The 13,027-nt window shown below is 63.6% G+C and carries 9 protein-coding genes; 7 read left to right on the top strand and 2 right to left on the bottom strand.

Annotated features, from left to right (window positions below; genetic code table 11):
* From CKO35_RS07125 to CKO35_RS07105, 5 genes are all read left to right on the top strand, one after another.
* Nucleotides 1-645, top strand: a complete 645-nt coding sequence (locus CKO35_RS07125) for a glycine zipper domain-containing protein (protein WP_200174044.1) — start codon at nucleotides 1-3, stop codon at nucleotides 643-645.
* Nucleotides 642-1,184 (top strand): hypothetical protein, encoded by a 543-nt coding sequence (locus tag CKO35_RS07120; protein ID WP_242467069.1) that lies wholly within the window; start codon nucleotides 642-644, stop codon nucleotides 1,182-1,184. The genes CKO35_RS07125 and CKO35_RS07120 overlap by 4 nt, the downstream gene beginning before the upstream one ends.
* Nucleotides 1,181-2,362: a S41 family peptidase gene (locus CKO35_RS07115; protein ID WP_200174042.1), complete on the top strand. Its 1,182-nt coding sequence runs from the start codon at nucleotides 1,181-1,183 to the stop codon at nucleotides 2,360-2,362. The genes CKO35_RS07120 and CKO35_RS07115 overlap by 4 nt, the downstream gene beginning before the upstream one ends.
* A gap of 86 nt (nucleotides 2,363-2,448) precedes the next feature.
* A complete protein-coding gene (locus CKO35_RS07110; protein ID WP_200174040.1) occupies nucleotides 2,449-4,662 on the top strand; it encodes an NHL repeat-containing protein in 2,214 nt (737 codons plus the stop codon).
* 102 nt (nucleotides 4,663-4,764) lie between these two features.
* Entirely contained in the window at nucleotides 4,765-6,975 is a 2,211-nt protein-coding gene (locus tag CKO35_RS07105) for a PepSY domain-containing protein (RefSeq protein WP_200174038.1), read from the top strand.
* A 12-nt stretch (nucleotides 6,976-6,987) separates the two neighbouring features.
* Here CKO35_RS07105 and CKO35_RS07100 read toward each other — a convergent pair whose 3' ends face one another.
* Both CKO35_RS07100 and CKO35_RS07095 read right to left on the bottom strand, forming a co-directional pair.
* A complete protein-coding gene (locus tag CKO35_RS07100) occupies nucleotides 6,988-9,618 on the bottom strand; it encodes a S8 family serine peptidase (RefSeq protein WP_200174036.1) in 2,631 nt (876 codons plus the stop codon).
* Between the two features lie 111 nt (nucleotides 9,619-9,729).
* On the bottom strand, nucleotides 9,730-10,365 hold the full coding sequence (locus CKO35_RS07095) for a TVP38/TMEM64 family protein (RefSeq protein ID WP_200174034.1): 636 nt from the start codon (nucleotides 10,363-10,365) through the stop codon (nucleotides 9,730-9,732).
* 203 nt (nucleotides 10,366-10,568) lie between these two features.
* Between CKO35_RS07095 and thrS the strand changes: the two genes are divergently transcribed.
* Entirely contained in the window at nucleotides 10,569-12,500 is a 1,932-nt protein-coding gene (gene thrS / locus CKO35_RS07090; RefSeq protein ID WP_200174032.1) for a threonine--tRNA ligase, read from the top strand.
* A gap of 3 nt (nucleotides 12,501-12,503) precedes the next feature.
* Nucleotides 12,504-13,022, top strand: a complete 519-nt coding sequence (infC, locus tag CKO35_RS07085; protein ID WP_200174090.1) for a translation initiation factor IF-3 — start codon at nucleotides 12,504-12,506, stop codon at nucleotides 13,020-13,022.
* The last annotated feature ends 5 nt before the right edge of the window (nucleotides 13,023-13,027 follow it).

The following is a 13,027-nucleotide window of genomic DNA, read 5'->3' as shown; positions in this document are numbered from 1 at the left end:
ATGAATAGCACATGCAAGGGTCTGTCACTGCTCTGTGCCGTGGCACTGCTGGGGGGGTGCGCCACCATGGATGATCAGCAGCGCACGCGGGGGGAAGGTGCCGCCGGCGGAGCCCTGATCGGCGGCCTTCTGGGCTACGCCATCGACCGTGAGCGCGGCGCCGCCGTTGGGGCCTTGCTGGGCGCCGGGGTCGGTTTTGCCGTGGGCAATGAGATCGCAAAGCGCAAGCAGGCCTATGCCAGTACGGAAGACTTCCTGGACGGCGAGATTGCCCGGGTGGCTGAGTTCAATACCACGACCGTGGCCTACAACCAGCGTCTGGGCACCGAGATTGCCCAGCTGGAACGGGAATCCCAGACCCTGCGTACCCGCTATGAGGCCGGCAACGCGGACCGCAGGACCTTGCAGGCCCGTCGGGATGACCTCAGGGGCCGTATCGAGACCGCTCAAAAACTGGAAAAGACCCTGGAAGATGAACTCAAGGTCCAGAACGCCATCCTGGCCCAGGAAGGCAAGGATCGACCCAAGGATGACCCCTACATCGCCCGACTTGAGCAGGAAGTGGCGGCCCTCCAGGCCAACCTGGAGCAGTTACGGGAAGGCAGCGCCCAGCTGGCCCGTATCGACCAGAGGCTGTCGGTATGAAGGTGAACAGACTGATGGTGGCCACCTTTCCCCTGGCGTTGCTCACCGCCTGCGCCACTTCCACGGACCCTCGGGAAGGGGGATTGCTGGGGGGGATGCAGGGACTGGGCAGCGGCGCCTATGAGGCCCGGGTTCAGGAACGGGAGGCGCGTCTGGAGGAACTTCGCCAGACCCAGCGCATGCTGGAGGGTGAACGGGATGATCTGGAGCTGCGCAAGGCCGAGCAGAATCGGCAGGTGGCCGCCGAGCGTGCCCGTCTGAGCCGGCTCGATGCGGATGTGTCAGCCCTGGACCGGGAGGTGCGGACCTTGTCCACCCAGCATGGACAGGGGGATCGGCGGGTACAGGAACTGCAGGCCCGTCTGGCCGGCCTCAAACAGCAGATGGGGCAGCAGCAATCCGCCCTGGATGCCCTGGAGGGGGAGGGGCTTGGCGACACTGACGCAGACCTGAAACGGCGTCAGCTGGAGCAGCAGCGCCTGGCATTACAGAAGGAATATGAATTGCTCATGCAGCTTTCCCTGGAGCTGGCCCGTTGAAACGAAGTCTGGTGCTGTTGCTGGCCTGTCTGACCATCACTGCGGGGGTTGCCCGGGGCAGTGAGAACGGTGACGCGCTGATTCCCCTGGATGAGATTCGTCAGATCATCCGGGAGCGCGCACTGAGTCCGCCCGCCGAATCGATCCTGCAGGGGTTGTCAGTCGAAAATCTGGAGCAGGATCTGCGGGTCCTGGATCCCTATGCCCGCTACTTTCCTGCGGGCACCTGGCGTTCGCCCATGTTGAGCCGGGATGCCTGGGTGGGGATCGGTGCCGATCTGGTGTTTCAGGACGGCAAGGTCATGCTGTTGCCTTACCAGGGCGGCAGTGCCGCCCTGGCCGGCATTACGGAAGGCATGCAGCTGCTGCAGGTGGATGATGCTCCCGTGGCCGGGCTTTCTCCCCGGGAACTCCTGCGCGTGCTGCAGGGGCCGGAGGGAAGCCCCGTGACCTTGACCCTGTTACCCGGGGGGCTGAACACCGGGCCCGTGAAACAGATGATTACCCGGCAGCGGTTTCGTCCCCTGGACGTGGAGCTGGTGGGCCCGTCCGGGCAGAGGATTCTCAAGGTACGGGATTTCATCGGCGGCCTGACGCGGCCGGCGTTGCTGGCAACACTGGATTTCGTGCTCGCATCATCCGGTTCAGGCACTGACGGAGACATGCCCCTGATCCTGGATCTGCGGGATTCAGGGGGTGGGGATCTGTTCGAGGCGCTGGACATGGCCGCCCTGTTCCTGCCCGAGGGTGCCGTGCTGGGCAGTGTGCAAGGGGCTGACGGTCATTCCACCGTTTTTCATGCGCCCCCCGGAACAAAGGTGGAGATCCCCGTGGTGCTCTGGGTGGGGCCGGATACGGCCAGTGCGGCAGAAGTGTTTGCAGGGGCGCTGCAGCACCATGGACGGGCCAAGGTCGTGGGGCGACCGACCTTCGGCAAGTGCAGCAGTCAGACGGATGTCAGCCTGTCGGATGGTTCGGTGCTGCGCTTGACCAACAGGATGATCCTGCTGCCCGGAAACAGGAGCTGTACGGCCACGGGCATTCAGCCCGATGTGGTGGTGAGCATGGCGATGCTGCGGGACCCTTCGCGTCTGCTGGTCATGTCCCGGGCCCTCCAGCATGGCGGTTCAGGGACTGCCACTCCGGCTGTCGGGCATGGGCCGCAGATCCAGAAATGATCACACCAGGAGAATGCTTGACGGGATGTCAATCACCTTTGCCGCCCGGTCACGGGCGGTCTTTTTTTGCGACGGGAGTCCATGCCATGAGTGTAGTGCGCGGGTTCATGCTGATGTTGCTGCTGTGTCTTCCGGGCCTGTCCGGGGCGGAGTCGGCGTCATGGCCGAACGAGTTGCTGGCACTGGAACAGCAGGATCGTCTCACGGTACGTGCAATGGCCGCCTATGGCCTGTTGCCGGATCGCTATCGCGCGCTGGCGATGGAATTGCGTGGGCAGGGGCTGGATCTGCTGGCGGCGGACAGGCGCCGGCTCGAAGGCTGGATTGATGATGGGAAACTGTCGGCCGAACATCTTGCGGCCCTGGCGGCACTGCTGGAACTCATGACTCCGCCACTGGTGGCGGCCGATGGCATCAGGGGTGAGGATATCCCGCCGCAACCGGCGAGCCCCACGACCTCGGGGGCCTGGTATGCCGTGGTCCGCACCGTCGACCTCAATCTGCCGAACCAGGAGGCACCGATCGAGGCATCCCGGTTGCTGCGGGATCACCAGGGGCGCTGGCATGTGCTGTTCAAGCAGGTCAATGATGGTCGGGCGGCGATGGCCAGACTGGATACGCAGACCCTGCAACCGGAAACGGGTCCGGTGTCGTTGATCCATGAAGGCCGACCGCTGGGTTATGTTCACAACGGGGTGTTTACCCCCGAAGGGGAACTGATCATCTCCCGCATGGCCACGGGCAGTGAATCACCCTTGCTGAGACTGTTTCCCGGTACTGAGCGGCCAGCCGAGCCGATCACCCTGACGGGCGAGATCAATCAGGTGGGGGGTGCCTTTGATCTGGATCTGGACCGTCAGGGCAATATTCACGTGGTGGAGGCCGCGTCGGACTTTGCGGGTCTCAAGGGTGTCAAGAAGTTCTCGCCGGACGGCCGTTTCCTGGCCTTTTTCAGTGGCCCCAATGGCCGTGAGGAGCACCAGTACGGCCGCATCCGTGATCTGCGCATCTCCGCCGACGGTATCATCCATGTGGGGGATACCCATCGTGTGAAGCGTCTGTCCGCCGAGGGCAAACTACTGAACATTCTGGCTTCTCCGCCTGACGAGATGGCCTGGCGGGGTGGCCCCATTGCCGTGGATGGCAACGGTGTCGTTTTCCTCGCGGATACCGCCCATGGCCGGATTCTCAGGTTCTCTCCGCAGGGGGACCTGCTTGGTGTCATTGGCCGACGGGGGAGCGATACCGGCGAGTTCATGTTCCTGCGCGATCTGCAGGTGGATGAGGCCGGGCGCCTGTATGTCCTGGACGACATGCGGGACGCTGGCCACAAGTCCCGGCTTCGATTGCAAGTCCTGGTGCCTTCAGACAAGGCGCCCGAACCCATGCTGTCGGAGCGACTGCACCTGGCTACCTGGGAGCAGGAAGGGGCCAGGGATATTGCGGTGGGTCCCGATGGTAGCCTCTGGGTGCTGGCGCGCTGGGAAGAAAAGACGGAAGACGGCACCATCGGTGTGGTCAGGATTCTGCGTCTGAACCAGGACGGTGAGCTGGCCACGCATTTCGGGCAGTGGGGGACCGCACCGGAAGCCCTGAATGTGCCGGAGTCTCTGGCCGTGGGGCCGGACGGGACATTTTATGTGCTGGATACCGGTGAACCCGGGCCGGTGGTCAAGGTCTTCGATCCGCAGGGTGGTTTCCTGCGGGGCTGGGGCACCATCGGCACCTATGAGCAGCGTGAAGAGCCGGGGGTGTTGCGCAGTCCGCGCAAGATCCGGGTGGCGCCGGATGGCACCCTGCTGATCACCGACCCCATGAAATCGGGTGTCCTGCGTTTTGATGCCCAGGGGCATTTTCTGCATCAGGCGGGACGGGAGCGGGAAAGGTATTCCAGCGAGATCAAGGGTTTCCCCCAGTATCCCGAAGATGCCTTTGCCGTGGCCGACGGGCGCATCTTCATGCCGGACAAGAACAATGGTCTGATCCAGGTGTTTGATGCCGATGGCGGTTTCCTGCGGCTCATCCGGCGCGAAGGGGGGTATCTGGGCGGGCTGTCGATTCCCAAGGGGCTGGTGGTGGATTCCAGGGGGCGGATCCTCGTTACCGAGGGCCATCATGTTCAGGTCTTCAATGGGGATGGTTCCCTGGGTGTGAGGCTGGGTGCACCAGGCGGGCGGGATGGTCATTTTGACGAATCGGTACGGATTGAAATCGCACCCGATGACGGCTTTTATGTCCTGGATACTTTTCTGATCGGCGGCCGCTTGCCTCGTATCCAGCATTTTCGGGCGTTGCCGTAGGGGCGTGCGGATGGTTGTTTGCCTGGGTCAACGCATTGTCTTGCTGTGCGTGTATGGTGTTGAAGCTCTTCACCATCAACCTTTTGGAGTGCAACCCAACCCATGGCCCCTCATCTCAAGCGGACGCTGAGCTGGTTCCATCGCTGGCTCACCCTGATCCTGCTGCCCCTGTTCGCCCTCATCATCATCACCGGAGCGATCCTGTCCTTCGATCCCATCCTGGATGATCTCCGGTCGGGACCGGCCGCCGGGGCGCCGGCGGATGCCGCCGCTCTGGTGCGTTTGCTCAACCAGATCGATCCCGGGCAGCGGGCTCGGTCCGTGGTGGTGGAAGAGGGCGGTGTAGTGCTGCTGGAGTTCCGCGAGCAGGGCCGTTCCCAATTCATGACCTTTGACATGGAAACCGGCGGATTACTGGAGCGGCGCGGTGAAAAAGGAGGGTTCTTCAATACCGTTAAACACCTGCACAAGGATCTGTTGCTGAACGCCGCCATCGTGGTGGAGATCGCCACCTATCTGATGGTGCTGGTGATCATTGTCGGTCCCTTTCTGGCCTGGCCCCGGTTGCGCCGGACCCTCATGGGTTGGCATACCCTGGGTGGTTGGATAGCCCTGCCGCTGGTGCTGATGATCGCCGTGACCGGTATTCTCATGTCCCTGCACATTGGCACGCCGCGGCTACCCCCGCTGCACCCGGATGATCGGCCCATGGGGATGGCATCGGCCATCGAGCAGGCCATGGTCACTGGCGATCTTTCCGGGGTTCGGAAGGTGACCCGGGTCAAGAACGCGGCCGCCGCAGTCTGGGGTGTGGATCCGGCCGGCGAGGCGGTTCACGTGATGAGCCGGCATGGCGTGATCCGGCAGGACCGCTTCCCGGGACTGGTGAAGGCGCTCCATGAAGGCACCTGGGCCGGTGCCTGGTCCGGCCTGATCAATCTGCTGGCGTCCGTGATCCTGATGGGATTGATGGGGACAGGGCTTTGGTCCTGGGCCCGTCGTATCCGCCAGGGCCGCCGGCGCACCGGCGATGAGGACGCGGATATCCTGGTGGCCCATGCCAGTCAGACCGGGACGGCGGCCAGGCTGGCCGACCTGACCCGCCAGGCCCTGCAGGCCGGGGGTGCCCGGGTGATGCACGCCTCGGTGGCGGGATTGTCCCCGGCGGAACTCAAGGGATTTCGCCAGGTATTCCTGATTGCGTCCACGGCGGGGGAAGGGCAGGTGCCGGAACAGGCGCGTTCGTTTCTCAAGGCCCTGGAGGGGGCGGATCTGGCTGGTTGCCGGTTCTCCATCCTGGCTCTGGGGGATCGAGGCTATACCCACTTCTGCCGTGGCGGCGAGCAGCTGCGTACTGCCCTGCTGGCAGCCGGGGGTGAGGAAGTCCTGCCCATGGTAAAGGTGGATGGGGATCCGGCGGCGGACTGGCGCTGCTGGCTGGACCGGGTGGCCGCCCTGCTGGGTATCGGTCTTGGGGATGTGGCCGCGCCCCGAGGGGATCAACCCGTCCGGCTGACCCTGCGGGAGCGGCATCAGCTCAATGATTCCGCGGATCCGGATACCCATGAGGTCTGGGCCCTTCGATTTGAAAGCGATACGCCGCTGGCATTCCGGCCCGGGGATCTGCTGCTGGTGCGGCCCGGTGCCGGTGAGCCGGCGCGCCCCTATTCCATCGGCAGCACGCCGGACGATGACCCGCGCTCGCTCCTGCTGACCGTATCCCTGGCAAGCCATCGGGAAGCGGACGGGACGCCGCGGCTGGGCAAGGCTTCGGGCCTGCTGTGCCGGCAACTCAAGGAGGGCGACATGCTGGAGGGGCAATTGCGCGTCCATCCGGACTTCAATCCCCCCGAGGACCCGGAGAGACCGATGATCATGCTGGCCGCCGGTTGCGGGATTGCCCCCTTCATCGGCTTCATTGCCGAGCAGGCCTGCCGGAAATCCCACCGGCCAACCTGGTTGATCTTCGGCAATCGCAAGCGTGCCGGGGATTTCTTCCATGGCGAGCGGCTGGAGGTCTGGCATCGGGCCGGGTATCTGAACCGGCTGGATGCGGTGTTTTCCCGGGATCCGGAGGGGGGCGGGTATGTGCAGGACCGGCTGCATGGCGTCGCCGACGAGTTGATGGACTGGGTGCTGGACCGTGACGCGGTGATCTATGTCTGCGGCAATGCCCGGACCCTGGGGGAAGGGGTGCGTACGGCCCTGGCGCAGATCCTGGCAGCTCGCGAGGGGATGACGGTGGAGCAAGCCGTCCGGCGCCTCCAGGAATGGGAGGCGCGGGGCAAGCTGCGGATGGACCTGATCGATTAAGTAAGGCGTACTTCACCGCCGGGAACGTTGAGGCAGCTTCTGCGTGACTGCCTCAAGTCCCTGATTCTCAACACCGGAACGGAAGCCGGTGACAAACCCGATGTGTTGTATTTCCCCTGGTTTCAGCTCGATCAGGGTCAGTTGATCCAGGTTGACGTAGGCGCCGCAGGCTTCGCCGGTCGTGCAAATCCGACCGTCATTGTCCAGATCCGAGCCCGCCAGCACGTAATACTGCCCCGGTTCCGCCCGTAGCGAAAAACGATACTGCCCATCCGCGGCCCGGACTTCAGCCTGTGCCCGGGTTTCAAAGGTGTCAGGATCGAGCAGCAGGATGTAATGGGGGCCCGCATCTTCCGGCTGAGCCTGGTCAGGTGCCTCGATCAGGAGGCCTATACCGATGGCGGCGGAGGGTGCATCCTCACTCCGGAATATGACTTCTCCCGAATAGGCACCGGGCATGAGATCGGCCGTATCCACGCTGACCCGGTAAGTACCCAGGCCATGGTCATCCACCTGGGTGGGGGTGACCTGGATCCAGCTTCGATTGCCGTCGGCGCCGGTGATGCGTACCTGCCCGCCGATGGCGCTGACATCGACTTCCCTGGGGCCGGTGAAGGCGCCGAACTGGAGTTGGCCGGGAGAAACCAGGATCAACGGTGTGGGGTCCTGACCGGCCTGCTGTACCGCCTTCAGGGCGTTGATGAGGCCGTATCCATGCTGATTCGTGCGGATGGCATTGCCCATCTCGCCGACCCGGTCGGTAAGCAGGCCTTGTGCCAGCCACTGCTGAAATACATCGGCTGTGATCGTGGGGTTGAGGCTGCGCATCAGCCCGAGGATTCCCGAGACGTGGGGAGCGGCCATGGATGTCCCCTGACGGAATTCATAGCTGGCCTGCGGGATGCCGGCAATGTCGTTCACATGGGTGCTGAGGATGCCGTCCGGATAACCATCCGCCGTCGTATCCACGCGCATGTCCCCCCCGGGCGCCGCCAGATCGATGTGAGGTCCGAAGCTGGAGTAGGGCGCGCGTCGGGCACGGGCGTCCAGGGCGGCGACGGAGATCACGCAGGGATAGCTGGCGGGATAGACCGGTTCGCTGGAACTGGTGTTGCCGGCCGCTGCAACCACCAGAATGCCGGCATCACAGATCTGCCGGTAGAGCGCGGCCGTCATGTCGGACGCCGCGGGTCCACCCAGACTCAGGTTGATGACATCCGCGGGTCTTGAAGGCAGTGTGCCGGAGTCGTTGGGCAGTCCGGCGGCATACCGGACTCCCTGCACGACATCGTAGAGGGTGCATGCGCCACCCTGTCCGCAGACGCGAACCGGCATGACGGCAATATCCCGCCCGGCGCCTGCGATACCAATGCTGTTGTTGGTCGCCGCGCCGACAATGCCGGCCACCAGCGTGCCATGCCAGGAACTGCTGCCGGGGAGGGGGCCGTCACCCGGATCCATGGGGTTCGGTCCTGTGGTGCCGCTGGGCCAGGCGACGAAGTTCCAGCCATCCCCCTGCATGCCGTTGGTGGTGAGCTGGTCGGACAGATCCGGGTGACTCAGGAACACTCCGCTGTCCAGGACGGCAACCACCACATTGGGTGATCCGGTGGTGATGCCCCAGGCCGATGGCAGGGAAACCATCGGATAGTGCCATTGCAGGGGATAGAGACGGTCGTCAGGCAGGTTTTGTAGCTGGTAGACATAGTTGGGCGTGGCCTGTCTGACAGCCGGATGCCGGGTAAGCCCCACGGCCAGATCCATGGCGGGATTGCGCAGGTGCCGTTCATGGTCGGCTCCGGGAGTGCGGCGGTCATTGCCCAGGGACAGGGGGTTGAGGACATCGCCGGCGGTGCGTCCGCTGTCAAGGGATAGCAGAAATCCACGCTCGGCATCCCCGCCCAGGATGCTGAGGCCGGGGGTGTCCACAAGTTGCCGAGCGAACAGGGTGGATGACGAGATGTCGTGCCGGTTGGTGCCGATGTCCGTGGATTCCTGATGCAACTGCAGCAGCACCTGGTTGGCGACCATCGGTCGATGGGGGCGGATGGGTTCGGGATATCCCATTTCCTGCAGGGACTGGATGCTTGAGCCGATGGTCAGCACGTATTTTGAGGTACCCAGTGCGGCCTGAACATCAAGGAAGAATTCGCCATTGTCCGGTGCCCGTACCTGTTGTACCGGCACGGCGCCGATGGAGGCGTCCGCAAGCTCGGGGAGTGCCTGTCCGCTCCAGCCGTCTGCCCGCCACAACACCAGGTCGACCTCGTTGCGGCCGGCCTGGAAGTCGGCAATGTAGAGGGTCGCCCGTTGACCGGCGGTCAGTCTGACCCGATAGGTGTCAAAGGGGTCGGGCTCACTGCGAAACCGGTCGTCCAGGCGACCGGTCGGTTCGGCGGTGACGAAGCCCCCCACCACGACAGGGTTGCCCAGGCGCTGGGCATCCGCAAAATCCCGATTACTGAGGAATGGGGCCCTGGGATCGTTCAGGGAGGTGTCGACCGTATGATAGGGGGGGATCGACAGGGTACCCCGGAGCTCCACGACGGAGCCGTCACCGCCTCCACCCCCGCAGGCTGCCAGCAGCAGCGCCAGGGTGGGCAGGGTGATGGCCCTGAAAGGAAATGCGGAGGTCAGTGTCATCGGACATTTCTTCCGAGCTGTGGGCAGGAGGGTGCGTTTCAAGGATCTTAGCAGTGCGCGGCCGTGGTTGAAGTCCGGGAGGCAGGTCATGTCTGTTCCGGGAACCGCGGGTCAGCGATTTTTGCCCCCCGATGCGCGCAGGGAGAGCAGGGTGGGTGTCAGCACCAGCAGGGCCAGGATGCCCAGGGGCAGCAGCAGGCCCGGGGACAGGATGTCGCTCATGGCCAGGGTTTCGGCATGGGCCAGGGTGGACAGCTCCGCACCCAGGCCCGCCACCACGAAGGAGATGGGCAGCAGCCCCAGAAAAGTGGCCACCAGCACATGGCGCAAGGGGATCGGAAACACCACCGGCAGGACGTTGATCAGCCAGGCCGGCACCAGGGGGAACAGCCGCGCCGCCAGGATCACGTTGAAGGCGTTTGCGTTCACTTTCGCCTCCATCCTCCGCAGCCGGTGCCCCCAGCGACGCTGGATGGGGGCCTGGAACAGCTGGCGCCCCACCGCTCCCACCATGACGGCGCTCAAGGCCGAGCCGGTGGCACTGAGCACGGCCCCCAGCGGACCTCCGAACAGAAATCCTCCCGTCAGCATGAGCAGGAATCCCCCGGGAAAGGGGGTGACCTTGCCGAAGGTCACGGTGATCACGTAACCGATGGCCGTCGCGACCGGATGCAGTGCCGCCCATGCAACCAGGGTTTCCTGGGATGAGGCCAGCCAGTGGGTCAGATTGAAGAGGGTCTCGTTCATCTCCGGTTCATTGCGGGTGACTTGTGATTTTTCATCAATTTCGCTAGCCTGAGCGTCGTTGTCGGGTTCACATGCTGGCAGCGCGGGGCCTCCGGTCATCCTTACCCCGGGATGAGCAGTCCGTAGCCCTTTCCCACGGGGTTTTCCCTTCATCACGAACAGCGCACGACCCCTCGTACAGGCCGGCGCAGGAGATATTCCACATGCCCGTCATCACCCTTCCCGACAACAGCCGGCGCAGCTTTGATGCGCCCGTCACCGTGGCCCAGGTGGCCGCCGATATCGGTCCCGGTCTGGCCAAGGCCACCCTGGCCGGCAGGATCGACGAACGCCTGGTGGATGCGTCCCACCTGATCGAGGACGATGCCCGTCTGGCCATCATCACCGACCGGGATCCGGAAGGGCTGGACATGATCCGCCATTCCACCGCCCACCTCATGGCCCAGGCGGTGAAGAGCCTCTACCCCGGCGCCCAGGTGACCATCGGTCCCGTGATCGAGGACGGGTTCTACTATGACTTCGCCTACGAGCGCCCCTTCCATCCGGAAGACCTGGAAAAGATCGAGGCGAAGATGAAGGAACTGGCCAAGGCCGACCTGAAGGTAGAGCGCCGGGTCATGCCCCGTGACGAGGCGGTGGCATTCTTCCGCGAACAGGGGGAGGAATACAAGGCCCGGATCATCGCCGACATCCCCACCAACGAGGACATCTCCCTGTACAGCCAGGGCGACTTCACCGATCTGTGCCGTGGGCCGCACGTGCCCAGCACCGGCAAGCTCAAGGCCTTCAAGCTCACCAAGGTGGCCGGCGCCTACTGGCGCGGGGACTCCAAAAACGAGATGCTCCAGCGCATCTACGGCACCGCCTGGCCCAACAAGCAGCAGCTGGAGGATTATCTCCACCGCCTGGCGGAAGCGGAGCGCCGCGATCATCGTCGCATCGGTCAGGAACTGAACCTGTTTTCCATCCAGGAGGATGCCGGCGGCGGTCTGGTGTTCTGGCACCCCAACGGCGCCCGCATCCGTCGCGCCATCGAGCAGTTCTGGTTCGAGATGCATGAGCGGGCAGGGTACGAGTTCCTTTACACCCCCCACATTGCCAATCTGGAGCTGTGGAAGACCTCCGGGCACGCTGACTTCTATGCCGAGTCCATGTACGAGCCCATGGAGGACGAGCATCAGGCCTTCCAGCTCAAGCCCATGAACTGCCCCTTCCATGTGCTGGTGTACAAGGACCGGCTGCGTTCCTATCGGGATCTGCCCCTGCGCTGGGCGGAGATGGGTACCGTGTATCGCCGCGAGATGTCCGGCGCCCTGCACGGCCTGATGCGGGTGCGTGGATTCACCCAGGACGATGCCCACATCTTCTGTCGGGAGGACCAGATCGAGGCGGAGATTCTGCGCATCCTGGATCTCACCCTGGCGGTGTTGCAGGCCTTCGGGTTCGAAAACTTCGACATCAATCTGTCCACCCGTCCGGACAAGGCCGTGGGCTCGGATCACATCTGGGAGCACGCCACCGCCGCACTGCGGGCGGCCCTGGAGAAGAAGGGGCTGGCCTATGACGTGGACGAGGGCGGCGGCGCCTTCTATGGCCCCAAGATCGACATCAAGATCCGCGATGCCATCGGCCGTCAGTGGCAGTGTTCCACCGTGCAGTTGGACTTCAACCTGCCGGAACGCTTCGACATGGAATACGTGGCGGACGACAACACCCGCAAGCGCCCCATCATGATCCACCGCGCCCTGCTGGGTTCCGTGGAACGCTTCTTCGGCGTGCTTATCGAACACTATGCCGGTCACTTTCCCCTGTGGCTGGCCCCGGTGCAGGCGCAGGTGCTCACCATCACCGATCGGCAGGACGATTATGCCCGTCAGGTGGCCGATTTGCTGCGTGAACAGGGCTTCCGCGCCGAAGTGGACTTGAGAAACGAGAAGATCGGCTTTAAAATCCGCGAGCATACGCTTCAACGAGTGCCGTATCTGCTGGTCCTGGGGGACCGGGAAAAGGATACGGGTACAGTCGCCGTGCGCACGCGCGATGGGCGGGACCTGGGGTCGATGGAGATCGACACCCTGATTCAGCGTCTCTCCCTCGAAACCGCGAGCCGCGGCCATTCTGTTTTGGAGGATTGACATATCAGCGCTGGTAAAGAGAACCGATTAAACGAGCAGATCAATGTGCCCCAAGTGCGCCTGATTGGTGAAGACGGCGAGAACATGGGGGTCATGCTGACGCGCGAGGCGATGCGAATTGCCGAAGAGGCCGAACTGGATCTGGTGGAGATCGTGCCTACGGCCGATCCACCGGTCTGTCGGGTGATGGATTACGGCAAGTTCAAGTTCGAGCACAGCAAGAAAACACAGGCTGCCAAGAAAAATCAGAAACAGGTTCAGATCAAGGAAGTCAAGTTCCGTCCGGGAACGGACGAAGGCGACTACCAGGTCAAGCTTCGCAATCTCAACCGCTTTCTGGAACATGGTGACAAATGTAAAGTCACCATCCGTTTCCGCGGCCGTGAGATGGCGCACCAGGAGCTGGGTGCAAGGTTGCTCGACCGGATCGAAGCCGATCTGGGCGAACTGGCCACGGTGGAGCAGCGCCCCAAAATGGAAGGTCGCCAGATGATCATGGTGATCAGTCCCAAGAAGAAGTGAGCAGT

It is taken from the genome of Ectothiorhodospira shaposhnikovii (genome assembly GCF_016584105.1).
In the GTDB taxonomy this organism is placed as follows: Bacteria; Pseudomonadota; Gammaproteobacteria; order Ectothiorhodospirales; family Ectothiorhodospiraceae; genus Ectothiorhodospira; species Ectothiorhodospira shaposhnikovii.
Note: the sequence above shows the minus strand (reverse complement) of the source record. Positions and strands in the feature narration are given on the sequence as shown.

Excerpts from the sequence above, each read along its gene's own strand:
- CKO35_RS07125 (WP_200174044.1), top strand. The coding sequence starts at position 1 with ATGAATAGCACATGCAAGGGTCTGTCACTGCTCTGTGCCGTGGCACTG.
- CKO35_RS07120 (WP_242467069.1), top strand. The coding sequence starts at position 642 with ATGAAGGTGAACAGACTGATGGTGGCCACCTTTCCCCTGGCGTTGCTC.
- CKO35_RS07110 (WP_200174040.1), top strand. The coding sequence starts at position 2,449 with ATGAGTGTAGTGCGCGGGTTCATGCTGATGTTGCTGCTGTGTCTTCCG.
- CKO35_RS07105 (WP_200174038.1), top strand. The coding sequence starts at position 4,765 with ATGGCCCCTCATCTCAAGCGGACGCTGAGCTGGTTCCATCGCTGGCTC.
- CKO35_RS07100 (WP_200174036.1), bottom strand. The coding sequence starts at position 9,618 with ATGACACTGACCTCCGCATTTCCTTTCAGGGCCATCACCCTGCCCACC.
- CKO35_RS07095 (WP_200174034.1), bottom strand. The coding sequence starts at position 10,365 with ATGAACGAGACCCTCTTCAATCTGACCCACTGGCTGGCCTCATCCCAG.
- thrS (WP_200174032.1), top strand. The coding sequence starts at position 10,569 with ATGCCCGTCATCACCCTTCCCGACAACAGCCGGCGCAGCTTTGATGCG.